Below are 22,607 nucleotides of genomic sequence, written 5' to 3'. Positions count from 1 at the left end.
ACCATCTCCACGCGGCACCGCCGAGCTCGACAGGGCGGGACTCGGCCGGCGGCCGCGGAGCCCGTGCACCACACCGGTGCACGGGTTTCCTCATACCCGGACACGGCCGCCGAGGCCGAGTCCCCGCCCCGACGCCCACGGGCACACCCGGCGCCGCCCGTCAGCCCACCGTGAGGTCAGGGCGGACCAGGGTGCCGGAGCGGCCGTGGACGATTTCGTAGGCGGCGTCCAGGGCCCCGATGGCGGCCAGGCCGCCGGTGCGGGCGACGAAACGGGCGGCGGCCTCGGCCTTGGGGCCCATGGACCCGGCGGGGAAGCCGCCGCGGCGCAGCTCGATGGGGGTGGCGTCGAGTACGGGCCGCTGGTCGGGGGTGCCGAAGCCGGCGTACACGCACGGGACGTCGGTGAGGATCAGCAGGAAGTCGGCCTTGAGGTCCTGGGCGAGCAGGGCGGCGGCGAGGTCCTTGTCGACGACGGCCTCCACCCCGGTCAGCCCGCCACAGTCCGGGTCGGCGACGACGGGGACGCCCCCGCCGCCGGCGCAGACGACGAGGGTGTCGGCGGCGAGCAGGTCGTGGATCGTCTCGGTCTCCACGAAGGACTCGGGTGACGGCGAGGGAACGACCCGGCGCCAGCCGTCGGTGTCCCGGGCCACGCTCCAGCCCCGTTCACGCGCCAGCGCCTGGGCCCGCGCCCGCGGGTACACCTGGCCGACGAACTTGGTCGGAGTGTCGAAGGCCGGGTCGTCGGCGCGTACGTAGGTGTGGGTGACGAGTGCGGCGATCTTCCGGCCGGGCAGCGCGTCGTGCAGGGCCCGCACCAGCAGGGACCCGATCATGCCCTGGGTCTGGGCGCCCAGCACGTCGAGCGGGTAGGGGGCGGTCAGCGAGGGGTCCGTGGCGCTCTCCAGCGCCAGCAGGCCGATCTGCGGGCCGTTGCCGTGGGTGATCACCAGCTCGTTCTCCTGGGCGAGCGCGGCCAGAGCGGTGGCCACCCGGACGACGTTGGCGGTCTGGATCCGCGCGTCGGGGCGTTCGCCCCGGTGCAGCAGGGCGTTCCCGCCGAGGGCGACGACGATACGCATGGTTCAGTCCTCCAGGGTGGCGACGAGCACGGCCTTGATGGTGTGGAGCCGGTTCTCCGCCTGGTCGAAGACGATCGAGGCGGGCGAGGAGAAGACCTCGTCGGTGACCTCCAGGCCGTCGAGGCCGTAGGTGTCGAGGAGTTGGCGGCCCAGCCGGGTGCGGTGGTCGTGCAGCGCGGGCAGGCAGTGCATGAACAGCACGTCCGGGTTGCCGGTGGCCGCGAGGGTCCGGCCGGTGACCTGGTAGGGCAGCAGCAGGTCGATGCGCTCGCGCCAGGTGTCGGCGGGTTCGCCCATGGAGACCCAGACGTCGGTGTGCAGGAAGTCGGCTCCGCGTACGGCGGTCTCGACGTCCTCGGTGACCGTGATCCGCGCACCGGTGCGCTGGCCGAACCAGCGGCAGTCGGCGACCAGGCCACGGTCGGGCCACAGCGCGGCGGGAGCGGCGATCCGCACGTCCATGCCGAGCAGGGAGCCCATCGACAGCAGGGAGTTGGCCATGTTGTTGCGGCCGTCGCCGAGGTAGCAGTAGCTGATGTCGGTGAGCGGCTTCGGGCTGTGCTCGCGCATGGTGAGCATGTCGCACAGGCTCTGGGTGGGGTGCGCGGTGTCGGTCAGCCCGTTGTAGACGGGTACGCCGGCGTGGGCGGCGAGTTCGGTGACGGTCGACTGGTCGGAGCCGCGGTACTCGATGCCGTCGAACATCCGGCCGAGCACATGGGCGGTGTCGGCGACGGACTCCTTGCCGCCGAGGTGGGTGTCGCCGGGGCCGAGACAGGTGGTGGCGGCGCCCTGGTCGGCGGCGGCCACCTCGAAGGCGCAGCGGGTGCGGGTGGAGGTCTTCTCGAAGATCAGCGCGAGGTGACGGCCGGCGAGCCGGGGCCACTCGGTGCCGGCGCGCCTGTCCTTCTTCAACTCGGCGGCGAGGTCGAGCAGATGGTGCACCTCGGCCGGAGCGAAGTCGAGTTCGCTGAGGAAGGAGCGGCCTCGCAGGTCGACGTTCATGGAAGGTCTCCTTGCCGGTCAGCGGGCCGGGTCGCGATCGATGAGGCGGCTCATGCGGCGCGGTCCGCCGCGCCCGCGCCCGAGTCCGGCACCTGCGACGGTGTCTCGACGAGGGCCGTTCCCACGCTTGCGGGGGTGACGACCCGGTCCAGCAGCCGGTCGCGGGCCTCGGGCACGTCGAGGGTCTGGGCCGGCAGGTCCGCGCAGCAGTGGACGCGGGCGCCGTTCGAGTCCGGGGCGGTGCGGGACCACCTGGCGCGGGCGGCCGACCTCGGAGTCGACGTGGAACGTGGTCATGGCGGGACCCCCGGGTCTCAGTCGTGGTGGCGCAGGGTGTTCCCGCGCCGTGCGCGCTGCCGCGGAATGCACGGGGCCGGCTTCAGCGGCGTCTCCGGCGCACGGGACCCGGCGGCCGGCCCGGCCGCGCTCTCGCCGTACTCACCGTGGTCGCGCTTGAGCCAGAGGTAGACCGGCAGGCCGAGGAGCAGCACGAACAGGCCGTAGTAGACGGTCTGGTAGCCGCTGCCCTGGATCGACCAGTACGAGAAGGCCATGGCCAGCGCGGCGACGGTGGCGTCACGGATCAGCCGCGCGCGGCCGAGTCCCTCGCGGCCGCGGCCGAGCAGCCAGTACAGCTGGGCGGCCGCGGAGAACAGGTAGGGGATCACGGCGGTCAGCACGCTCAGCAGGACGATCTTGGTGAAGACGTCCTCGAAGCGGGTGTAGCTGAAGACGGTGATCAGTGAGGCGAGCACGGTGGAGGCGACGATGCCGAAGACGGGGACGCCGTTCGCGCCGCGCAGCCGGGCGAACGCGGCCGGGAACAGCCCGTCGCGGGCCGCGGCGTACGGCATCTCGGCGCACAGCATGGTCCAGCCGTTGAGGGCGCCGATGCCGGAGATGATCGCGGCCGCGGCGACGACGTCACCGGCCCAGGTCCCGCCGAAGATGTTGTTCGCGGCGTCCGTGAAGGGCGCGGTGGAGTCGCCGAGCCGGCTGTGCGGGACGGTGCCGAAGACGGCGAGGGTGCCGAGGATGTAGATGACGGCGCAGACGAGGGTGCCGTAGACGGTTGCGCGCGGCACGTTGCGCCGGGGTTCGCGCACGCGTCCGGCGACGACTGAGGCGGCTTCCAGGCCGAGGTAGCTGAACAGGGCGATGGCACCGGCCGCGGAGATCGCGCCGGTCGCCGACCGGCCGGAGGCGTTGAAGGGGCCGAAGTCGGCGGACTCGACGAACAGCAGGCCGACGGTGGCCATGAAGACCAGCGGGACGAACTTCAGCACGGTGGTGATCACCTGGAAGGCGCCCGTGTTCCGTGCGCCGGTGAGGTTCACGGCGGCCGGGATCCACAGCCCGACCAGCGCGATCAGGATCGAGACGCCGGTGCGGTGCCCGGTGTTGACGAACACCTCGACGTAGCCGACCCAGGCGACCACGATCGCGGCGTTCCCCGCCCACGCGGTGATCCAGTACGACCAGGCGTTGAGGAACCCGGTGAACTCGCCGAAGGCGTCGCGGGCGTAGACGTACGGCCCGCCGTCGGCCGGGACGCGCCCGGCGAGTGAGCCGAAGGTCAGGGCCAGGGCGAGGGCGCCGAGGGTCACGACGGCGAACGCGACGAGTGAGATCGGCCCGTACGGCGCCAGGGCGGACGGAAGGGCGAAGACGCCCGTGCCGATGATGCTGCCGATCACGAGCGCGGAGGCGGCGGGCAGGCCGAGCGCCTTCTGGGGGCCCAGGTCCGGTGCCTCGCGTCCTGTGGGTGTGGCGGACATGGCAGTGCTCCTCGCGCCGGTCGCTGCGGTGGGGCGGTTCCCGGAAACGATCCTTGTGCCCCGCGCCCGGCGGGGTGAGCGGCCGCAGGTCCCCGGACGTGCCCATTGGTCCCTGGGCGGACGGCCGACGGCCCCGTGGCCGGTGACCGACGCGGGTTGAACCGGCCCGCTCTCCGGGGCCGGGACGGGGCCGTCGGGCCGCTACTGCACATGCCGCTCCCGGTGTCCCCCGTAGTACGCAAAAGCCCGCGGCCCGCGGCATCACGCCGGTGCCGGGGGCTAGGGCTGTGGTCTCACGACCTGCTCCACCGCATCCCTCAGGAGGTACGCCGAATGGCAGACAGACACCGCGCGACCGTACGCGGCGCCGCCGTGGTCGCGCTCGGCACACTCGCGCTCACCGCGATCCAGCCGGCGGCGTCGGCCGGTCCGGGCCGCGGCCCGGCTCCCAGCGCCGCCCAGACGCTCGGCGCCGACAAGCCGTCGCCGCAGGTCCTGCACGCCCTGGAACGCGACCTGCGCCTGACGCCGGACCAGGCGGCCACGCGCCTGGTCAACGAGGCCGACGCCGGCACCCGGGCGGGTGTCCTGCGCAACACCCTGGGCACCCGCTTCGCCGGTGCCTGGGTCAAGGGCGCGACGGCGGCCGAGCTGACCGTCGCGACCACCGACCGGGCGGACTTCTCCGCGATCCGGGCTCAGGGCGCCACCCCGGTGGCCGTCCGCTGGGGGCTGGCCGGGCTGCGGTCGGTCAAGGAGAAGCTGGACCGGGCGGCGGCCGGCGTCAAGACCGCCGACACGCCCGTGTGGTACGTGGACGTGCGCACGAACCGGGTGGTGGTGGAGGCCAGAAGCCGCAAGGCGGCGGCCGCGTTCGTCAAGGCGGCCGGAGCCGAGGTGGGCCGCACCGCCGTGCGTCTGTCGGCGAAACGGCCGCGCCTCATGGCGGACATCGTCGGCGGCGACGCCTACTACATCGACAACACGGCACGGTGCTCCGTCGGCTTCTCCGTCACCAAGGGCGTGCAGCAGGGCTTCGCCTCGGCCGGCCACTGCGGCAAGCCGGGTTCCAAGACCACCGGGCCCGACCGGACCACCGCCCAGGGGACCTTCCAGGCCGCCACGTTCCCCGGCAAGGACATGTCCTGGGTGGCCACGAACTCCACCTGGACGGCCACCCCCTACGTCAAGGGGAAGAACGGCCAGAAGGTGAAGGTGGCCGGTTCGGTGCAGGCCATGGTGGGCGCGTCGGTGTGCCGGTCCGGCTCGACCACAGGCTGGCACTGCGGCACCGTCAAGGAGACGGACACCAGCGTCAGTTACGCCGAGGGCACGGTCGGCGGACTGACGCGGACCGATGTGTGCGCGGAGCCCGGGGACTCGGGCGGCCCCTACATCTCCGGCGCGCAGGCGCAGGGGGTCACCTCGGGCGGTTCCGGTGACTGCACGCGCGGCGGCACCACGTTCTTCCAGCCGGTCAACCCGATCCTCGACGACTTCGGCCTCACGCTGAAGACCACGGGCCAGACCTCCGCGGCACCCGAGCCGGCCGACGCGCGCGCCTGGCGTGCGGGGCGGGTGTACGAGGTGGGGACGGAGGTGACGGTCGGGACGGTCACCTACCGGTGTCTGCAGTCCCATCAGGCACAGAGCTCCTGGGCCCCGGACGTCACGCCCGCCCTGTGGCAGCGTCTGTGAGACCTCACCGGCGCCGGTGAGACCGGACGGGCCCGGGAGCGCGAGACGCGCGCCCGGGCCCGTCCGCCGTCGTAGCTCCGCCAGCAGCCCGCACGTCGTGGGCACGAACGGGTCCTTCGCCCGGAACCGCCGGCTGCACACGGCCACGAGGGCCGCCCCGGTGTCCGGCCGGAGACCGAGGAACGCCTGCTGGCCCAGGGGGGCACCGCCGTGGAGGTACATCACGCGCCGGAGGCCGGATGCCGGATCCGGGCCACCGTGTGCACCTGCCGGTGCCCCAGGCCGCGGGAAGGTGGGCAGGTCGTGCGGGGTGCAGCGGACGGCGCCCGGCGCCTGGAAGCCTCCGGCGTCGAAGGCCGGGACCGGGGTGCGGCCGTCCTTGCCGTGGCCCGTCGCGTCGGGGCCGTCGCCCGTCGGCGCCAGGGCGGCGTCCCCGAGCCCGAGGGGACGCAGCAGTCGGTCACGGACGCGGCGCCGTACGACCCCCCCGTGGGTTCGAGTTTTGGTGTTGACTTCCCACCCACTTCCGAAGGTGGGTGGATAATGCGAGAAATCAGCAAATTCACTTACTTACTTGTTCAATTTCATCGGCACATGGTTACTGTTGCGCGCGGAAGTTGAACGGCCGAACATCCGGCGGGCGAAAACGCCGCGCACGTGACCATCGCCGCGCAAACGTCGATACTTCCCAGTGTGAGCTGCCGGGACTGCGGCTCAGCGGACACGTTTCCCGGAGGTAGTCATGAAGATGCTCATCAACGTCGCTGAGACCGTGGTGGCGGACGCGCTGCGGGGCATGGCGGCCGCCCACCCCGAACTGACGGTCGACGTCGACAACCGGGTGATCGTACGGCGGGACGCCCCCGTCGCCGGGAAGGTCGCCCTGATCTCCGGCGGGGGCTCCGGGCACGAGCCGCTGCACGGCGGATTCGTGGGCCCCGGGATGCTCTCGGCGGCCTGCCCGGGCGAGGTGTTCACCTCGCCGGTGCCCGACCAGATGGTGCGCGCCGCCGCGGCCGTGGACAGCGGGGCCGGCGTGCTGTTCATCGTGAAGAACTACACCGGCGACGTGCTCAACTTCGACATGGCGGCCGAACTCGCCGAGGACGAGGGCATCCAGGTCGCCAAGGTACTGGTCAACGACGACGTCGCGGTCACCGACAGCCTCTACACGGCCGGGCGGCGCGGCGTCGGCGGCACCCTGTTCGTGGAGAAGATCGCGGGCGCCGCCGCGGAGGAGGGACAGCCGCTGGAGCGGGTGGAGGCGATCGCCCGTCAGGTCAACGAGAACGCGCGCAGCTTCGGCGTGGCCCTGAGCGCCTGCACCACGCCGGCCAAGGGCAGCCCCACCTTCGATCTGCCTGCCGGTGAGCTGGAGTTGGGCATCGGCATCCACGGCGAGCCGGGCCGCGAGCGGCGGCCGATGATGACCTCGGGCGAGATCGCGGATTTCGCGGTGCACGCCGTACTGGAGGACATGCCGCCGCGCAACCCGGTGCTCGTCCTCGTCAACGGCATGGGCGCGACACCGCTGTTGGAGCTGTACGGCTTCAACGCCGAGGTGCAGCGGGTCCTCTCGGAGCGCGGTGTCGCCGTCGCCCGCACTCTCGTCGGCAACTACGTCACCTCGCTCGACATGGCCGGAGCGTCGGTCAGCATCTGCCAGGTCGACGAGGAGCTGCTGCGGCTGTGGGACGCGCCGGTGAAGACGCCGGGGCTGCGCTGGGGCATGTGAGACACCGGAATTCGGGCCGTACCTACCACGCAAGGAGATCCAGTGCTCGACGCCGATTTCTTCCGCCGTTGGATGACGGCCACCGCCGCGTCCGTGGAGCGTGAGGCGGAACGGCTCACCGCCCTCGACTCCCCCATCGGGGACGCAGATCACGGCAGCAATCTGCAGCGCGGGTTCCGGGCGGTGACCGCGGTCCTGGAGAAGGAGGCGCCGGACACGCCCGGCGCGGTCCTCACGCTCGCCGGACGTCAGTTGATCTCCACCGTCGGCGGCGCGTCGGGCCCCTTGTACGGCACGCTGCTGCGCCGTACCGGCAAGGCGCTCGGGGACGCCGCCGAGGTCAGCGAGGAGCAACTCGCCGAGGCGCTGCGGGCCGGGGTGGACGCGGTCATGACGCTGGGCGGCGCCGCACCGGGCGACAAGACCATGATCGACGCGCTGGTGCCGGCGGTGGACGCGCTCGCCGACGGTTTCGGCGCGGCCCGGGCCGCCGCCGAGCAGGGCGCGCTGGCGACGATCCCGCTGCAGGCGCGCAAGGGCCGGGCCAGTTATCTGGGCGAGCGCAGCATCGGCCACCAGGATCCCGGCGCGACCTCGTCGGCGTTGCTGATCGCGGGACTCGCGGAGGCGAACGGTGAGTGACGACAAGACCGTCGGGATCGTGCTGGTCTCGCACAGCGCCGAAGTGGCCTCCTCGGTGGCGGAGTTGGCCAAGGGCCTGGCGGGCGGCGGCACTTCGGTGCACGTCGCCCCGGCGGGCGGCACCGAGGGCGGAGGACTCGGCACGAGCGCGGAGCTGATCGCCGCGGCGGCCGCGTCCGTGGACCGGGGCGCGGGGGTCGCCGTCCTCACCGACCTCGGCAGCGCGGTGCTGACCGTGAAGGCACTGCTCGCCGAGGGCGACGAACTCCCCGACAACACACGCCTGGTGGACGCCCCCTTCGTGGAGGGAGCGGTGGCCGCGGTGGTCACGGCGGCCACCGGCGCGGACCTCGCGGCGGTGGAGGCGGCGGCCGCGGACGCGTACACGTACAGGAAGGTCTGACCGCCGGGGAACGCCTACCCGAGTCCCTCCGCGACGACGGCGAGGGCCGAGCGGACGATCCGCGTCAGCTCGTCCTGCGCCGTCGCGCGGTCGGGCTCCGCCTCGGCGGTGTGCCAGGCGTAGTGCTCGACCGCGGCGCGCAGGGCCGCGTTGAACATCGCCGCCCGGATGACGGGCCGCAGGTCGTCCGGCGGCAGCCCGGCGCCCTCGGCGAGGGCGCGGGCGAACGCCGGTTCCGCCTCGTCGTAGGTCTGCAGCCAGACGGCGCGCAGACCGGGCTCCGTGCGGGTCAGCCGTACCAGGGCGCCGACGGTCTCGTGGTCGGGACCGACGAGGACACCGAGTTCGTCGGTGGCCTCCGGCGCGAAGATGTCCTCCAGCGGCCGCCCGGGCGCCCATTCGCGCAGCCGGTCGGCGACCATCTCGATGCCCGCGGTGAACAGCGGCCGTACGCAGGCCTCCTTGCTCGGGAAATAGCGCCAGACCGTGCGCGCCGAGACCCCGACCGCCTGCCCGATCTGTTCACCCGTGGTCGCGGCGACGCCCTGGGTGACGAACAGCTCCACGGCGGCCCGTGCGATCCCCAGCCGGATCTCGGCCTTGCGCTCGTCGGTCAGCGGCGGTCGTCCAGCACGTCCGCGGGCGGCGGTCATCCGGTCCTCCGGGTCGGGGGGATCACTCCTCCGGAATTCTCCACCACGACTTTATGTCACCCAGGGACATTAAGTCGTAGGGTGGCCTCCCCAGGACCGCCCCCCAAGGAACAGGAGCACCACATGGCCGGCCAATTCGACGGACGCGGCGTCATCGTCACCGGAGCGGGCTCGGGCATCGGCCGCGCCGCCGCGCTGGCCTTTGCCGCCCAGGGCGCCCGGGTCCTCGCCGCGGACATCGACGCGAAGGGCGCGGACGGCGTCGTGCGGGAGATCGAGGCGGCGGGCGGCACCGCGGTCGCGGTCGTGGGCGACCTCGGCGAGCAGAGTGTGGTCGACGAGGTGGTGCGGACCGCCGTGGAGAGCTTCGGCTCGGTGGACGTCCTGGTGAACAACGCCGGGATCATGGACCGGATGTCGGCGCTGGCGGACGTGACCGACGCCGAATGGGAGCGGGTCCTGCGGGTCAACCTCACCGCTCCGTTCCTGCTCACCCGGGCGGTGCTGCCGCACATGCTGGCGGCAGGCGGCGGCGCGATAGTGAACACCGCCTCCGAGGCCGGCCTGCGCGGCAGCGCGGCGGGCGCCGCCTACACGGCCTCGAAGCACGGCGTGGTGGGTCTGACGAAGTCCCTGGCGGTGATGTACCGCAGGCAGGGCATCCGGGCGAACGCCATCGCCCCGGGCGGCACGGCCACCGGCATCGTGGTGGACGCCGACCAGGCCGCCCACGGACCGACCGCGCTCGGCCCGCACTTCGTCAATCTGGGACGCGTCGCCCGGCCCGAGGAGCAGGCCGCCGCCATCCTCTTCCTCGCCTCGGACGCGGCGAGCGACATCAACGGCGTGATCCTGCCCGTCGACGACGGCTGGTCCGCCGTCTGACGCACCCCCGGGGCCGACCCGCCGATCCGCCACCCCACACGCCCCGGGCGCACGGCCCGCCGCCCCACGCGCCGCCGGGATCCGGCCCGCCGACCGCCGACCGACACGCCGTCGGCACCCGGGCGGTCGACCCACCGCCCGACGGGTCCTCGGCGCCTCACCCGCGCCGCACGAACAGCCGTGCCAGCCGCTGCCCCGCGGCGACGGCGGCCGCGTGGTCCTCGATCGGCTTGACCCGCGAGTCCTTGAAGACGATGTAGGTGACCCCGGAGGACGTGCCGCCGCCCCGCGGGTCGGGCCTGATGCCGAGGCCCCGCGCGGTGGCGTAGGAGGCCTCGCCGATGATGCCGCGCGGGCCGATGTCGCCGACCACCGCGTACTGCACCCGGTCCCGGTAGACGACCGCCGCGACCGAGCCGCCGCGCACGCCGTGGTCGCGGTGGTCCCAGATACGGCTGACGGCGGGCACGACGATGTACGGCAGGCGTTCGGCGCTCAGATGGCGGCCGTCGGACTGCTGGTAGGCGGTGAGCGAGGAGAACAGCGGGTCGGTGCGGCGGTTGCAGCGCGGGCCGGCCCGGCCGTCGCAGTCGATGTCGAGATCGGCCTTCCAGAAGACGGCGTCCCGCGTGCCGCAGACCGGGATGGTCGCCGGGGTGCCCTCGTCGCTGCGGTAGCGGCCGCGGGAGACCTGGGCACAGCCGCGCACCTTGGCGAGCAGGTCGGCGGCGCTGACGTCGCCCTCCCGCCAGGCCACCGGCTGCTCCGCGAAGCGGGCCTGGGCTGCGGGCGACGTCGTGGGGGCGAGCAGGGCGGCGCAGGCCGCGGCCAGCGTCAGCGACTGGACACGCACGATGGGGGGAGCCTCTCCTGGGGAACAGTGACGAACACTCAGTCAATCTGACCCCGGTGCGCCCACGCGGCCACCGCAAGGGGGCCGGACGGTGAACGACCCGAACGGCGGGCAGGGGCCGGGGACCTGAGCCGGCGTCGGCTCCGGTCCCCCGGCCGCCCGTTCCCCGGCGCGGGATCAGCGACGACAGCGGCCCGCGCCACGGCATGAACTCCCGAGCCCTCGAGGAGAGTTCGGCCGTCAGGAGCTCCAGCATACGTAACCTCCGCGGGCGATCTCCAACGCCCCGCGTCCGCGCCACGCCCCCTTGCCGCGCGTGCGCACCCACCCCCATATTGGTCCGTACCATTGCCGCCGCATCCGTCCGGAGGGCCGAGCCGTGCGTCGTCGTGCCGCTGTTGTCCCGCGCCGGCTCCTCGCCCTGTGCGGTGTGCTGGCCTGTGCCGCGGCATGCGGCTCACCGGGCACGGGCAACGACGACGGCCGGCTGCCGGCGGCGCCCGCGGGCGTCACGGCGACGGCCGGCAGCGCCGGCAGCGTGCACGTCATGTGGGACGCGGTGCCGACCACTCCCCGCGTCCGGCTCTACGAGGTGTACCGCGGCACCGCCAAGGTCGCCCAGGTGCCGGCCTCCGAGCACATGGTGGACGTCACCCGCCTCCGCCCCACCACCGGCTACGTCTTCACCGTGCGGGCACGCGACGGCGAGGGCCGGCTCGGCCCGCCCAGCCGCCCGGTGCGCGCGACGACCCCGGCGGCCGTGGCCGCGGACGACACGGCGCCCACCCGCCCGGGACCGGCCCGCGGCCGGGTGATCGGCAGCCGCGAGGTCCAGCTGTCCTGGTCCGCGTCCCGGGACGACACGGCCGTTCTGTCGTACGACATCTACCAGGGCGGCTCGAAGGTCCACAGTGTGGGCGGGAACCAGACGGCGACCGTGCTCACGGGCCTGCGGCCGGGCACCCGATACGCGTTCTCCGTCCGGGCCCGCGACGCCGCCGACAACGTCTCCCCGCCCGGCGGCACCGTCCGCCTGACCACCCCGGGCACCGACGACGGACGCGGCACCGCGCCCTCCGCCTTCCGCGCGAGCTGCCACCGCGCCGACGGGGCGTACTACCTCGACCTCTCCTGGACCGTGCCGCGCACGGACGGCGTGGTCACGGAGTACCAGATCCGCCTGGACGGACAGCCGGCCACCTCCCTGGTGTACGGCGGCGACGCCCCGCGCGACCGGGCGCGCTACAGCTTCTACGTCGGCCGGGAGACCGGCGTCACCCATCGCGTTCGGGTCCGCGCCAGACTGCCCGACGGCACCTGGGGCGGGTTCACGGCGGAGCGGTCGGTGACGACGCGGTAGCCGGTGGCGGTCCGGACGAGGGAATCCGTCACCTGCCCGGCTGCGCTCCGCATGCGCGCGGGGACACCGCCGCGTTGGCTGACCCGGAGGCAGCACGGGCGATTCCCGACCCCCGGCGGCGCAAGGGATGTACCGCCGACCGTGCCGCCGGAGGGCAGTCGACATGCGCAACTCTCAGCCTCTGATCCGGACCGGCCTGGCCGTGGCAGCCGCCGCCGCGCTGCCCGTCGCCCTGGCCGCCGCCACGCCCGCCGCCGCGCTGGGCTCGGGGATCTCGGTGAGCACCAGCGGGTCCACCGTGTCGGTGACCACCACCGTGTGCAACCAGACCGCGAGCAACGGCATGTGGGGCACCGCCTCGCTGCTCAACAGCAGTCAGGCGAACTTCTCCCAGGGCCGGCAGGTGGCGCTTTCGGGGACGACCAGCATCCAGACGGCCGCCTGGCAGGGTGTCAGTCCCGGCACGTACACCGTCATCGTGATGTGTGCCTTCAACAACAGCACCGCGGGCACGCAGTCCGTCATCGTCTCGGCGGCCACCGCGACCCCCACCATCTCGGCCACCGCCTCGCCGTCGCCGTCGCTGGGCGTGATGGGCGGTCTCGGCGGCGCGGTGCGGGACTACGGACCGGTGACGGTGGGCGTGGGCAGCGCCCTGGTCGGGGCGGGTGTCATCGCGACGGCCTGGTACCTGCGCCGCCGCACCAAGCCCCACCGGCTCTGAGCCTCAGGCGCCCTCGCCACCGGGCAGTTCGGCGAACTCCTCCAGCGCGTGGCCGAGCCACTGCGTCCAGAAGGTCTCCAGGTCGATGCCCGCCCGCAGCACGAGGTGCCGCAGCCGGTCCTGGGCACTGTCCCTGCCCGGCGGGAAGTCGCGCCTCTCGATCTCCTCGTACTCCGCCAGCTGCCGCTGATGCAGGGCGAGATGGCGGCGCAGGTCGGCCTCGATGCCCTCCGTGCCCACGACGGCCGCCGCGCGCATCCGCAGCAGCAGGGTGTCGCGGTGCGGCCTCGGGTCCTGGGCGGCGGCCGTCCACCGCTGGAGTTCGGCGTGGCCCGCGGGCAGGACCTCGTAGCTCTTCTTCTGCCCGCGGGCCGGCTGCTCGGTGGGCAGCGCCCGGATGTGTCCCTCGGCCTCCAGCCGTCCCAGTTCCCGGTAGATCTGCTGGTGCGTCGCCGACCAGAAGTAGCCGATCGACCGGTCGAACCGGCGGGTCAGCTCCAGCCCCGAGGACGGCTTCTCGAGCAGGGCGGTGAGGATCGCGTGCGGGAGGGACATGAAGTCATCCTAGGGACGGCCCCTACAGGGCGGCCGCGACCTCGGTGCCCTGCTTGACGGCGCGCTTGGCGTCCAGTTCCGCGGCCACGTCCGCCCCGCCGATCAGGTGCGCGCTGCGGCCCGCGGCGACCAGCTCCTCGTACAGGTCGCGGCGCGGCTCCTGGCCGGTGCACAGCACGATGGTGTCGACGGGCAGGACGGTGGACTCCTCGCCGACTGTGATGTGGAGACCGGCGTCGTCGATGCGGTCGTAGCGCACGCCGGGCACCATGGTGACGCCGCGGTGCTTGAGCTCGGCGCGGTGGATCCAGCCGGTGGTCTTGCCGAGGCCGGCACCGACCTTGCTGGTCTTGCGCTGCAGCAGGTGCACGGTGCGCGGCGGCGCGGGGCGCTCGGGGGCGGCGAGGCCGCCGGGCGCCCGGTAGTCCATGTCTACGCCCCACTGGCGGAAGTACGTCTCCGGGTCCTCGCTCGCCTTGTCCCCGCCGTCGGTGAGGAACTCAGCGACGTCGAAGCCGATGCCGCCCGCGCCGAGAATGGCGACGCGGTCGCCGACGGGGACTCCCTCGCGCAGGACGTCGAGGTAGCCCACGACGCTCGGGTGGTCGACGCCCGGGATGTCGGGGGTGCGCGGAGTGACGCCGGTGGCGACGACGACCTCGTCGTAGTCGGCCAGGTCGGCTGCGGCGACGGGGGTGTTGAGGCGTACGTCCACGCCGTGCGCGTCGAGCTGGTGGCGGAAGTAGCGCAGGGTCTCGTCGAACTCCTGCTTGCCGGGGACCTTGCGGGCGACGTTCAGCTGGCCGCCGACCTCGCTCGCGGCGTCGAACAGCACGACGTCGTGGCCGCGTTCGGCGGCGGTGACGGCGCAGGCGAGTCCGGCCGGCCCGGCGCCGACGACGGCGACGCGCTTGCGCAACCGGGTGGGCGACAGCACCAGTTCGGTCTCGTGGCAGGCGCGCGGGTTCACCAGGCAGGAGGTGATCTTCCCGCTGAAGGTGTGGTCGAGGCAGGCCTGGTTGCAGCCGATACAGGTGTTGATGGCCTCCGGCGTTCCGGCGGCGGCCTTGTTGACGAAGTCGGGGTCGGCGAGCATCGGCCGGGCCACGGAGACCATGTCCGCGTACCCCTCGGCGAGCAACTCCTCGGCCAGCTCCGGGGTGTTGATGCGGTTGGTGGTGACGAGCGGGATCGACACCTCGCCCATCAGCCGCTTGGTGACCCAGGTGTAGGCGCCGCGCGGCACGGAGGTGGCGATGGTGGGGATGCGGGCCTCGTGCCAGCCGATGCCGGTGTTGATGATCGTCGCGCCGGCGGCCTCGACGGCCTTGGCCAGCGTGATGACCTCGTCCAGGGTGGAACCGCCGGGGACCAGGTCCAGCATGGACAGCCGGTAGACGATGATGAAGTCCTCGCCGACGGCCTCGCGCACCCGGCGCACGATCTCCACGGGGAAGCGCATGCGGTTGTCGTACGAGCCGCCCCAGCGGTCGGTGCGGTGATTGGTCTGGGCGGCGATGAACTCGTTGATGAGGTAGCCCTCGGAGCCCATGATCTCGACGCCGTCATAGCCCGCCCGCTTCGCGAGGCGGGCCGCGCGGGCGTAGTCCTCGATCGTCTGCTCGACCTCGGCGTCGGTCAGCTCGCGGGGCGGGAAGGGGCTGATCGGGGCCTGGAGGGGGCTCGGGGCGACCAGGTCCTGGTGGTAGGCGTACCGGCCGAAGTGCAGGATCTGCATCGCGATCCGGCCGCCGGCGCGGTGGACGGCGTCGGTGATCACCGTGTGCTGCTCGGCCTCGGCGTCCGAGGTGAGCTTCGCGCCGCCCTCGTAGGGCCGTCCGGCGTCGTTGGGCGCGATGCCACCGGTGACGATGAGGCCCACTCCCCCGCGGGCCCGGGCGGCGTAGAACTCCGCCATGCGCTCGAAGCCGCGCTCGGCCTCCTCCAGGCCGACGTGCATGGAGCCCATGAGGACGCGGTTGGGCAGGGTGGTGAAGCCCAGGTCGAGCGGGTTCAGCAGGTGCGGGTAACGGCTCATCGGGCCCCTCCGTGCGCGGTGTCGTGCCTGTAGTTGTAGAGGACCGCCGACGCTTTGTGCAACTAGTTGCACAACCGCGGGGGCGTGACTCCGGCCACCGTCGGGCACAGTCACCGCATGACCGCGGAGACCCTCGAGCTGGCCCAGGAACTGATCCGCCGCCCGAGCCGGGGCGGGATCGACGACCATGGCCCCGTCCTCGCCGTCCTCGACGACTGGCTGGGAGCGCGGAACCTGCCGCGGCGGCGGCTGCGGGACGACGCCGGGCGGACCGTCGCCCTGCTCGTGGAGATCCCCTGCGGCCGCCCGGGGCCCTGGTGGACACTGGACGCCTGCGTCGACACCGCCCCATACGGCGACGAGGGCGCCTGGTCGTTCCCGCCGGACGCCGGGGACGTGGTGGACGGGTGGCTGCGGGGGCGGGGCGCGGCCGACTCCAAGCTGGCGGCGGCGCTGTTCTGCCGGATCGCCGCCGAGGTGCGCGAGCGGGCCGACGCACTGCGCGGCGGGCTTGCCGTGCTGCTGGACGCCGACGAGCACACCGGTCGCTTCGGCGGCGCCCGCGCGTATCTGGCGGACCCCGCGGCGGTGCGCCCGGCCGGGGTGATGATCGGCTATCCGGGGCCGGACGAGGTCGTGGTCGGCGGGCGGGGGCTGTGGCGGGCCACGCTCGCGGTGCACGCGGAGACCGGCCATTCGGGATCGCGGCGTGCGGCGCCGGGTGCCGTCTCCCGGGCGGCCCTGCTCGTGCGGCTGCTGGAGGAGGCCGAACTACCGGACGCGGAAGGGGAGTTCCCGTTGCCGCCCAGGCTGACGGTCACCTTCTGCCACGGCGGGGAGGGCTTCTCGGTGGTCCCCGGGCGGTGCGAGGTGGGCGTCGACATCCGCACCACACCGGGCTTCGGCGCCGAGGACGCGGAGGCCGTCGTCCGCGCCGCCGTCGCCGAACTGGACGCGCGGCTGCCCGCCCCAGGACCGACCCGGATCACCCCGGTGGCGTCCTGGCCGCCGTACCGGCTGGCCGAGGACCGGCAGCCGGCCGCCGCGTTGCTGGAGGCCGCCGCGCGCGAGGGGCTCGCCGTGCGGGCGAAGACCGCGGGCCCGTCGAACATCGGCAACCTGCTGGCGGCCGAGGGCATCCCGGCCACCGCCGGCTTCGGCGTCCACCACGAGGGCCTGCACGGCGTGGACGAACGGGCCCGCCTGGCAGACCTCCCCAAGGTCCACGCGGTATACCACCGCGCCGTCCTGAGCCTGCTGGCCTGAACCCGTCGGAGACGGTCCGCGAGCCCACCCCCGGGGCGCGGGGATCTGCGCGACCGGCCACGACGAAGCCGCACACCGCCGATCACCGCACCCGGCACACGGCCCACGGCACCAGCCCCGCACCCCTCATCGGCTCTCCAGAATCACATGCAGCTCCCGCTCCTGATCCCCCGACGCGGAGGACAGGTCACGCACGCTGAACAGGGGATCCAGGGTGCTGCGCAGCCGTTCGATCGCCCAGTAGCCGCCCTGGGCGTCGACCTCGACCGAGGCCGCGAGGCGGGCGGGTGGCGGGCAGGAGTGGGCGTCGGTGACCTCGAAGGTGCCGAGCCACACCATCGGCCGGGTCTCGTGCAGTTGCTGGGGCACCTCGTCGGCGCCGCGGTCGGACTCGAAACACGCGCAGAGCGCGTCGAACACGATCCGGGCGTCCTCCTTGCTGCAGCCACTGATCTCGAGGGAGACGGGCTCCTCGTGCGATCGTTCGCGGTCCATGTCCTGATCGCTCCTCTCGTGGAGGTGACGCGGCACGGCGGGTTCCCCGCGAACCGCGTCACATCCCCAGAAAAGCACCACTGCGGTCGGGGGACCAGCGAGGGCTCAGCTCTTGGTGAACCGGTAGGTCTTGCTGTCCGTCAGCACACAGAAGCCCGGCGAGACGACGATGACGCGCAGGGTGCCGTCACGGCGGTCGTAGTCGATGCCCTCGGCCTCGAACGTGCCCGAGCAGGAGCTCCTCAGCGGCAGCTGCCGCAGCGCCGTGACATGGCCGGTGACGTCGGACGTGCCGTTCGCCGCGGCGGACAGGTCGACCTGCAGGAGCGGCTTGGTGATCCCGAACAGCGTGCCGGCGGGGTCGTCCGAGGAGCACAGCAGCCGCGTGGCGGTGACGAAGTCGCAGCCCTGCACGTCGCGGACGGCGTGGTCGAGGACGACGGTGGAGACCTGCGGGAGGTTCGCCGAGGGCGAGGTGGCCGCGTTGACGCCGGGGGTCGGCAAGACGAGGAAGCGGCTCATGGTGCCGTACTCGCCGGACAGCATCCACTGTCCGTCGGGCGAGATCGCCACCCAGGAGTTGTTCAGGGCCTCGCCGGAGCCCAGCGTGTGCGTGTACTCGGACCATGCGCCGCCGGGCGCCTGCACCCGGAACATCTTCGCGGTGCCCGAGTCGGCCTGGTACGGCTCGACGTAGTAGCCGGTGGAGGAGGCGTCGGGGTCACCGACATGGTTCCAGCCGCGGCTGGACACGGAGACGGGGATGGTGCCGATGCCGGTGTAGCGGTTGGGGCTGCCGGCCGGGACCTCCACCGAGGTCAGGCCCTGGCTCTCGGTCAGCGGGTCGGCGCGGTCGGAGCCCACCTCGGTCCAGGTGGTGTCGGCGGCCGAGGCGGGCGGCGCGGCCGACAGGACGGCGGCGGTGGCGAGGGCGAGGGCGGCGGTCAGGACCGCGTGACAACGTTGCCGGGCACGCAGGGGCATGCGGGGGCTCCTCCATGGGGGGCGGGGTGTGCTCGGCGGCCAGTCTGACCCCGACCGGACGGTCATGTACAGACCAAGACGACCTCGAGAGCTCGCGGTCCGGTGACAGCGCGTCGCCGGTAGTGTCGTCACCGCTACGGCGACGCCCCGGTCGTGTCGAGGGATGGTGGAGGTGGGCGACGGGGACGTCACGAAGACGGTTGAGCGCGGTAGAACATGGGGAGTCGGCACGGGGGACGGCGTGCCGCGCGAAGGGCGAAGGCGGTGCGTGCCATGGGTGCACCCGGGTTTCCGGTGGCCGACGGCCACGAGTCGGTGCGGCCGAGCGGGCTGCTCGACGTACTCGGCATGGCCTCGGTGGTGCTGGACGCCGAGGGCCGCATCGTTCTGTGGAGTCCGCAGGCCGAGGAGCTGTTCGGCTACCCGGCGCGGGAGGCGCTCGGAGAGTACGCGGCCCGCATCATGGTGCACGAGCAGAATCTCGACCTGGTGATCAAACTCTTCGCCGACGTCATGCTCACCGGCCAGAGCTGGGCCGGCGCCTTTCCCATCCGCCGCAAGGACGGCAGCACCCGTCTGGTCGAGTTCCGCAACATGCGGCTGCTGGACGACCGGGGTGACGTCTACGCGCTGGGCCTGTGCGCCGACCGCTCGACGGTACGGCGGCTGGAGCGGGACGTGGCGCTGTCCACGCGCATGATCGCCCAGTCCCCGATCGGGCTGGCCGTCCTGGACATCGACCTGCGCTACGTCTCGGTCAACCCGGCACTCGAACGACTCAACGGCGTGCCGGCGGAGAAGCACATCGGCAGGTCGATGCGCGAGGTGCTGCCGCACATAGACGTCGACGCCATCGAGTCGGCCGCACGCGACGTGCTGCGCACCGGCCGCCCGCTCGTCGACGAGCTCACCGTCGGCAGGACCCCGGCGGATCCGGTGCGGGAGCACGCCTGGACGCTCTCCCTGTACCGCCTGGAGGACGCCGTCGGCACCGTGCTGGGCGTGGCCGCCATGGTCGTGGACGTCACCGAGCAGCACCGGGCCGGCATTGAGGCGGAGGGCGCGCGGCGGCGGCTGGCCGTCATCGCGGACGCCACGACCCGGATCGGCACCACCCTGGAACTGGAGCGCACGGCACGCGAGCTGGCCGAGGTGGCCGTGCCGGAGCTCGCCGACGTGGCGGCCGTGGACCTGCTGGACGCGGTGGTCGCGGGCAGGCGCAGCAGCCTCGGACCGACGGAGCCGGCGGTGATACGGGCGCTGGCCGTGCGGGCGGACGACGCTCCGGAGGCGCTGCGGGCGGCGGACCCGCCCGGGCAGGTGGCCCGCTACGGCCCCGACCGCCTGGTCACCGAGTGCGTGCGCACGGGCCGGCCGGTCATGCTGCCCCGGGTCGAGAAGGCCGACCTGCCGCGTATCGCCCGCTCCGCGGAGGCGGCCGAGCGGCTGGACCGGGCGGGCGTCCACTCCTATCTGGCGGTGCCGTTGATCGCGCGCGGCGAGGTGCTGGGCGCCCTCGACCTCAAGCGCACCCGCAACGCGCTGCCGTTCACCGACGACGACCTGCTGCTCGCCCGGGAGCTGGCGTCCCGCGCGGCCGTGCAGATCGACAACGCGCGCTGGTACCAGAACGCCCGCGACACCGCCCTCACCCTGCAGCGCAGTCTGCTGCCCAGCCATCCGCCGGTCACCGGCGGCCTGGAGGTCGCCTCCCGCTACCAGCCCGCGGGCGCCACCAGCGAGGTCGGCGGCGACTGGTTCGACGTGATCCCCCTGGACGGCGGCAAGACCGCACTGGTGGTGGGCGATGTGATGGGCAGCGGCATCACGGCCGCCGCCACCATGGGCCGACTGCGCACCGCCACCAACACCCTCGCCTCCCTGGACCTCGACCCGGCCCGGCTCCTGGAGCACCTGGACCGCATCACCGAGGACCTGGACCACTCCATCGCCACCTGCGTGTACGCCGTTCACGACCCCGCGCTGCGGCAGTGCCGGATCGCCAACGCCGGACACCTGCCACCGGTCCGGCTGCGCGAGGGCCACCCTCCGGAGCTGCTCGAACTGCCCACCGGCGCGCCGCTGGGCGTGGGCGGGGTGGCCTTCTCCACCACCACGGTCGACCTCGGCCCCGGCGACCGGCTGGTGTTCTACACCGACGGTCTCGTCGAGACCCGGCAGCACCCCCTGGACGAACGCCTGGACGCGCTGCTGTCCCTGCTCGACGGCCCCGACCGTCCCCTGGAGGAGGTGTGCGACCTGCTGCTGCGCACACTGCACCAGCCGGACAACTCCGACGACGTGGCACTGCTCATCGCGCGCGTGCGGCAGCCGTAGCGGCGGCCCGCGAGCGGCCTCGCCCGGTTTTCACAGGTACTGATTATCCGGCCCTTATCAAGCTCCTCGCACAATCACAACAAGGCATGGCATGGGGATGCCGGGTGCCGTGACCGACGGGAGCGCGCCGTGACACACGATCCGCACGAGGAATCCACCGCCGGAGGCGGGCCGTCCGAACGCCAGGGCGAGACGGCACCGCAGTGGGAGGTGATGACAGGTCCGGGCGGGGCGGAAGCCGCGCCGGAACCGGCCTGGGACCGGGTCTGGCGGCGGCGCTCCGGCCGCGCGCGGGCGGTGATCGCGGCCACCACGGTCGCCGTGCTGGCCCTCGGCGGCACCGTGGCGTACGCCGCCACCTCGGGCGGTCCGGGTTCGGGCGCCACGCCCTCCGCGTCGGGTTCCGCCTCGCCGTCCCCGGGCGGACCCGGGTACGGGCACGGCGGCCGCTGGTTCGACTTCGGCGGCATGGGCGTGCACGGCGAGTCGACGGTGAAGGACCAGGACACCGGCAAGTGGGTGGTACGGGTCTGGCAGCGCGGGACCGTGGAGAAGGTCGACGGCGACCAGGTCACCGTCAAGAGCGAGGACGGCGCCCGGTGGACGTGGACCGTCGACTCGGGCACCACCGTCCTGCACGACGGCACCAAGGGCACCGGGACCGGTTCCCTGAAGAAGGACGACACCGTCTTCCTGGTGGGCACCCGCTCCGACAGCGGCACCAGGACGGCGCTCCGGGTGCTGTCCGGGCCCTTCGACGGCAAGGGGCCGGGCGACGAGGGCTCGGACGACGGCCGGCGCGGCGGTTTCCCGGGGCACGGCCCGCACCGCTGGGGCATGCCCTCGCCGTCGGCGAGCCCTTCGGGCAGCGGCGCGACGACGTGACGGACGCCGTCGCCCGGTCCGCCCGCGTCAGGGTCTGACGCCGATCACCACGTGCGCGTACAGCTCCTCGGAGACCGCCGACCTGGTTCGCAGACCGGCGCCGGAGAAGGCGTCGACGGCCACCTCCGCCTGCCGTTCGCTGGTCTCCACCAGCAGGCACCCACTCGGTGCGAGCCAGCTCGGTGCCTGCGCGGCGACCCGGCGCAGGACGTCCAGACCGTCGGAGCCGCCGTCGAGGGCGACGAGCGGTTCATGGTCGCGGGCCTCCGCGGGCAGCAGGGCGACCTCGTCGGAAGGGACGTAGGGCACGTTGGCGGCGAGGATGTCGATCCGGCCGCGCAGGTCGCCGGGGAGCGCGTCGAAGAGGTCTCCCTCGTGGACGTGACCGCCGGCGCCGGAGATGTTGCGGCGGGCGCAGCGCACGGCGGCCGGGTCGATGTCGGCGGCGTGCAGTTCCACGGTGCCGAGGGCGGCGGCCAGGGCCGTGCCGACGGCGCCCGAGCCGCAGCACAGGTCCACCACGACCGACGCCTCGGGGGCGTGGGCGAGGGCCTTTTCGACGAGGAACTCGGTACGGCGGCGGGGCACGAAGACGCCGGGTTCCACGGCGATGCGCAGGCCACGGAACTCGGCCCAGCCCAGGACGAGTTCGAGGGGGAGCCCGGCGGCCCGGCGCTCGACGAGCGCGGCCAGTTCGTCCGGTGTGCGGGCGGCGGCGAGGATCAACCGGGCCTCGTCCTCGGCGAAGACGCAGCCGGCGGCGCGCAGTGCGGTCACGACGGAGTCGCGGGCGGTCAGGGAGAAGGGTGGCATGGAGCCGAGAGCCTTTCGGTGAAGCGAAGGGCGCTCTCGCGGTCGGCTAGCGGCGGTGATCCGCGTCGACGCGAGGAGAGAGCACCCGAGCTGACACAGCGGTAATGGGTCTCACCTCCTCGGTCCTGACGGCCGGGGTGGTCCGCGGCCGGACGGCAACACTACCCCAACTCTCAGACGCCGACGGCCTCCTCGACCTCCTCCTCTTCCCGGTCCTGCGCCGCCCGGAGCCGACGACGGCAACGGGCAGGTGATGGGGCTCCGGGGTCACGAACGCCCCCATGTACGCGAGTCCCATGCCGAGGCACATCAGCAGCGGGGTGATCAGATGCGTGAGCACGTGGCGCAGTGCCGGGGTCCTCATCACTCACCGCCCCCAAATGGTTGGCTTACACAACTCGCACTTCCAGTTGT

Annotated in this window: 21 protein-coding genes and 1 pseudogene; 10 read left to right on the top strand and 12 right to left on the bottom strand. The window is 73.2% G+C overall.

Annotated elements, in window-relative coordinates:
• Nucleotides 1-160 precede the first annotated feature (160 nt).
• The 4 genes from ACQF4J_RS41025 to ACQF4J_RS41010 form a co-directional block, all read right to left on the bottom strand.
• On the bottom strand, nucleotides 161-1,084 hold the full coding sequence (locus tag ACQF4J_RS41025) for a carbamate kinase (RefSeq protein WP_351802861.1): 924 nt from the start codon (nucleotides 1,082-1,084) through the stop codon (nucleotides 161-163).
• A gap of 3 nt (nucleotides 1,085-1,087) precedes the next feature.
• A complete protein-coding gene (argF, locus tag ACQF4J_RS41020; RefSeq protein ID WP_351580521.1) occupies nucleotides 1,088-2,089 on the bottom strand; it encodes an ornithine carbamoyltransferase in 1,002 nt (333 codons plus the stop codon).
• Between the two features lie 50 nt (nucleotides 2,090-2,139).
• Nucleotides 2,140-2,265 carry a hypothetical protein gene (locus ACQF4J_RS41015; protein WP_351580519.1) on the bottom strand — a complete coding sequence of 42 codons (126 nt, stop codon included), beginning with the start codon at nucleotides 2,263-2,265 and terminating at the stop codon, nucleotides 2,140-2,142.
• A 138-nt stretch (nucleotides 2,266-2,403) separates the two neighbouring features.
• Nucleotides 2,404-3,786 (bottom strand): APC family permease, encoded by a 1,383-nt coding sequence (locus ACQF4J_RS41010; RefSeq protein ID WP_427168678.1) that lies wholly within the window; start codon nucleotides 3,784-3,786, stop codon nucleotides 2,404-2,406.
• A 414-nt stretch (nucleotides 3,787-4,200) separates the two neighbouring features.
• Here ACQF4J_RS41010 and ACQF4J_RS41005 point away from each other — a divergent pair, with 414 nt between their 5' ends.
• Nucleotides 4,201-5,565: an alpha-lytic protease prodomain-containing protein gene (locus ACQF4J_RS41005; RefSeq protein WP_427168073.1), complete on the top strand. Its 1,365-nt coding sequence runs from the start codon at nucleotides 4,201-4,203 to the stop codon at nucleotides 5,563-5,565.
• 75 nt (nucleotides 5,566-5,640) lie between these two features.
• Here the strand turns inward: ACQF4J_RS41005 and ACQF4J_RS41000 are convergent.
• A pseudogene (locus ACQF4J_RS41000) lies at nucleotides 5,641-6,024 on the bottom strand (penicillin-binding protein); the annotation flags it as partial.
• Nucleotides 6,025-6,307: 283 nt separating this feature from the next.
• Between ACQF4J_RS41000 and dhaK the strand changes: the two are divergent.
• The 3 genes from dhaK to dhaM are packed head-to-tail and all read left to right on the top strand — an operon-like array spanning nucleotide 6,308 to nucleotide 8,345.
• Nucleotides 6,308-7,300 (top strand): dihydroxyacetone kinase subunit DhaK, encoded by a 993-nt coding sequence (gene dhaK / locus ACQF4J_RS40995; protein WP_351580510.1) that lies wholly within the window; start codon nucleotides 6,308-6,310, stop codon nucleotides 7,298-7,300.
• A 42-nt stretch (nucleotides 7,301-7,342) separates the two neighbouring features.
• Nucleotides 7,343-7,942: a dihydroxyacetone kinase subunit DhaL gene (dhaL, locus tag ACQF4J_RS40990; RefSeq protein ID WP_351580507.1), complete on the top strand. Its 600-nt coding sequence runs from the start codon at nucleotides 7,343-7,345 to the stop codon at nucleotides 7,940-7,942.
• Nucleotides 7,935-8,345 carry a dihydroxyacetone kinase phosphoryl donor subunit DhaM gene (dhaM, locus tag ACQF4J_RS40985; RefSeq protein ID WP_200702099.1) on the top strand — a complete coding sequence of 137 codons (411 nt, stop codon included), beginning with the start codon at nucleotides 7,935-7,937 and terminating at the stop codon, nucleotides 8,343-8,345. Before dhaL ends, dhaM begins: the two co-directional genes overlap by 8 nt.
• A 14-nt stretch (nucleotides 8,346-8,359) precedes the next feature.
• Here dhaM and ACQF4J_RS40980 read toward each other — a convergent pair whose 3' ends face one another.
• Nucleotides 8,360-8,998, bottom strand: a complete 639-nt coding sequence (locus ACQF4J_RS40980) for a TetR/AcrR family transcriptional regulator (RefSeq protein WP_351580503.1) — start codon at nucleotides 8,996-8,998, stop codon at nucleotides 8,360-8,362.
• Between the two features lie 123 nt (nucleotides 8,999-9,121).
• On the opposite strand from ACQF4J_RS40980, the gene ACQF4J_RS40975 reads away from it, so the two are divergent.
• Nucleotides 9,122-9,883, top strand: coding sequence for an SDR family NAD(P)-dependent oxidoreductase (locus ACQF4J_RS40975; protein WP_351580500.1), 762 nt, complete (start codon nucleotides 9,122-9,124; stop codon nucleotides 9,881-9,883).
• Between the two features lie 157 nt (nucleotides 9,884-10,040).
• Here ACQF4J_RS40975 and ACQF4J_RS40970 read toward each other — a convergent pair whose 3' ends face one another.
• Entirely contained in the window at nucleotides 10,041-10,736 is a 696-nt protein-coding gene (locus ACQF4J_RS40970; protein ID WP_427168071.1) for a glycoside hydrolase family 75 protein, read from the bottom strand.
• Between the two features lie 379 nt (nucleotides 10,737-11,115).
• On the opposite strand from ACQF4J_RS40970, the gene ACQF4J_RS40965 reads away from it, so the two are divergent.
• Both ACQF4J_RS40965 and ACQF4J_RS40960 read left to right on the top strand, forming a co-directional pair.
• Nucleotides 11,116-12,096, top strand: a complete 981-nt coding sequence (locus ACQF4J_RS40965) for a fibronectin type III domain-containing protein (protein WP_427168070.1) — start codon at nucleotides 11,116-11,118, stop codon at nucleotides 12,094-12,096.
• Nucleotides 12,097-12,259: 163 nt separating this feature from the next.
• A complete protein-coding gene (locus ACQF4J_RS40960; protein ID WP_351802851.1) occupies nucleotides 12,260-12,820 on the top strand; it encodes a hypothetical protein in 561 nt (186 codons plus the stop codon).
• A 3-nt stretch (nucleotides 12,821-12,823) separates the two neighbouring features.
• Here the strand turns inward: ACQF4J_RS40960 and ACQF4J_RS40955 are convergent, their stop codons facing one another.
• On the bottom strand, nucleotides 12,824-13,375 hold the full coding sequence (locus tag ACQF4J_RS40955) for a PadR family transcriptional regulator (protein WP_351580491.1): 552 nt from the start codon (nucleotides 13,373-13,375) through the stop codon (nucleotides 12,824-12,826).
• A gap of 22 nt (nucleotides 13,376-13,397) precedes the next feature.
• A complete protein-coding gene (locus ACQF4J_RS40950) occupies nucleotides 13,398-15,413 on the bottom strand; it encodes an NADPH-dependent 2,4-dienoyl-CoA reductase (RefSeq protein WP_351580488.1) in 2,016 nt (671 codons plus the stop codon).
• Nucleotides 15,414-15,530: 117 nt separating this feature from the next.
• Here ACQF4J_RS40950 and ACQF4J_RS40945 point away from each other — a divergent pair, with 117 nt between their 5' ends.
• Nucleotides 15,531-16,679, top strand: a complete 1,149-nt coding sequence (locus tag ACQF4J_RS40945; RefSeq protein ID WP_427168069.1) for a M20 family metallopeptidase — start codon at nucleotides 15,531-15,533, stop codon at nucleotides 16,677-16,679.
• A gap of 126 nt (nucleotides 16,680-16,805) precedes the next feature.
• Here ACQF4J_RS40945 and ACQF4J_RS40940 read toward each other — a convergent pair whose 3' ends face one another.
• Nucleotides 16,806-17,174 carry a hypothetical protein gene (locus tag ACQF4J_RS40940; RefSeq protein ID WP_351580482.1) on the bottom strand — a complete coding sequence of 123 codons (369 nt, stop codon included), beginning with the start codon at nucleotides 17,172-17,174 and terminating at the stop codon, nucleotides 16,806-16,808.
• A gap of 105 nt (nucleotides 17,175-17,279) precedes the next feature.
• A complete protein-coding gene (locus ACQF4J_RS40935) occupies nucleotides 17,280-18,158 on the bottom strand; it encodes a hypothetical protein (RefSeq protein WP_427168068.1) in 879 nt (292 codons plus the stop codon).
• Nucleotides 18,159-18,431: 273 nt separating this feature from the next.
• Between ACQF4J_RS40935 and ACQF4J_RS40930 the strand changes: the two genes are divergently transcribed.
• Together ACQF4J_RS40930 and ACQF4J_RS40925 are read left to right on the top strand one after the other, a co-directional pair.
• Complete coding sequence (locus tag ACQF4J_RS40930; protein WP_351580476.1) at nucleotides 18,432-20,495, top strand: SpoIIE family protein phosphatase; 2,064 nt, start codon at nucleotides 18,432-18,434, stop codon at nucleotides 20,493-20,495.
• Nucleotides 20,496-20,624: 129 nt separating this feature from the next.
• On the top strand, nucleotides 20,625-21,380 hold the full coding sequence (locus ACQF4J_RS40925) for a hypothetical protein (protein ID WP_427168067.1): 756 nt from the start codon (nucleotides 20,625-20,627) through the stop codon (nucleotides 21,378-21,380).
• A gap of 27 nt (nucleotides 21,381-21,407) precedes the next feature.
• Here ACQF4J_RS40925 and ACQF4J_RS40920 read toward each other — a convergent pair whose 3' ends face one another.
• Nucleotides 21,408-22,193: a putative protein N(5)-glutamine methyltransferase gene (locus ACQF4J_RS40920; protein ID WP_427168066.1), complete on the bottom strand. Its 786-nt coding sequence runs from the start codon at nucleotides 22,191-22,193 to the stop codon at nucleotides 21,408-21,410.
• Between the last annotated feature and the right edge of the window lie 414 nt (nucleotides 22,194-22,607).

The sequence above is a fragment of the Streptomyces sp. C1-1 genome (assembly GCF_050214755.1).
Taxonomy (GTDB): Bacteria; Actinomycetota; Actinomycetes; order Streptomycetales; family Streptomycetaceae; genus Streptomyces.
This window is presented reverse-complemented; position numbering and strand designations above follow the sequence as displayed.

Bases quoted from the DNA above. Each gene is read 5' to 3' on its own strand.
- ACQF4J_RS41025 (WP_351802861.1), bottom strand. From the start codon at position 1,084: ATGCGTATCGTCGTCGCCCTCGGCGGGAACGCCCTGCTGCACCGGGGC.
- argF (WP_351580521.1), bottom strand. From the start codon at position 2,089: ATGAACGTCGACCTGCGAGGCCGCTCCTTCCTCAGCGAACTCGACTTC.
- ACQF4J_RS41005 (WP_427168073.1), top strand. From the start codon at position 4,201: ATGGCAGACAGACACCGCGCGACCGTACGCGGCGCCGCCGTGGTCGCG.
- dhaK (WP_351580510.1), top strand. From the start codon at position 6,308: ATGAAGATGCTCATCAACGTCGCTGAGACCGTGGTGGCGGACGCGCTG.
- ACQF4J_RS40980 (WP_351580503.1), bottom strand. From the start codon at position 8,998: ATGACCGCCGCCCGCGGACGTGCTGGACGACCGCCGCTGACCGACGAG.
- ACQF4J_RS40975 (WP_351580500.1), top strand. From the start codon at position 9,122: ATGGCCGGCCAATTCGACGGACGCGGCGTCATCGTCACCGGAGCGGGC.
- ACQF4J_RS40960 (WP_351802851.1), top strand. From the start codon at position 12,260: ATGCGCAACTCTCAGCCTCTGATCCGGACCGGCCTGGCCGTGGCAGCC.
- ACQF4J_RS40955 (WP_351580491.1), bottom strand. From the start codon at position 13,375: ATGTCCCTCCCGCACGCGATCCTCACCGCCCTGCTCGAGAAGCCGTCC.
- ACQF4J_RS40950 (WP_351580488.1), bottom strand. From the start codon at position 15,413: ATGAGCCGTTACCCGCACCTGCTGAACCCGCTCGACCTGGGCTTCACC.
- ACQF4J_RS40945 (WP_427168069.1), top strand. From the start codon at position 15,531: ATGACCGCGGAGACCCTCGAGCTGGCCCAGGAACTGATCCGCCGCCCG.
- ACQF4J_RS40940 (WP_351580482.1), bottom strand. From the start codon at position 17,174: ATGGACCGCGAACGATCGCACGAGGAGCCCGTCTCCCTCGAGATCAGT.
- ACQF4J_RS40935 (WP_427168068.1), bottom strand. From the start codon at position 18,158: ATGCCCCTGCGTGCCCGGCAACGTTGTCACGCGGTCCTGACCGCCGCC.
- ACQF4J_RS40930 (WP_351580476.1), top strand. From the start codon at position 18,432: ATGGGTGCACCCGGGTTTCCGGTGGCCGACGGCCACGAGTCGGTGCGG.
- ACQF4J_RS40920 (WP_427168066.1), bottom strand. From the start codon at position 22,193: ATGCCACCCTTCTCCCTGACCGCCCGCGACTCCGTCGTGACCGCACTG.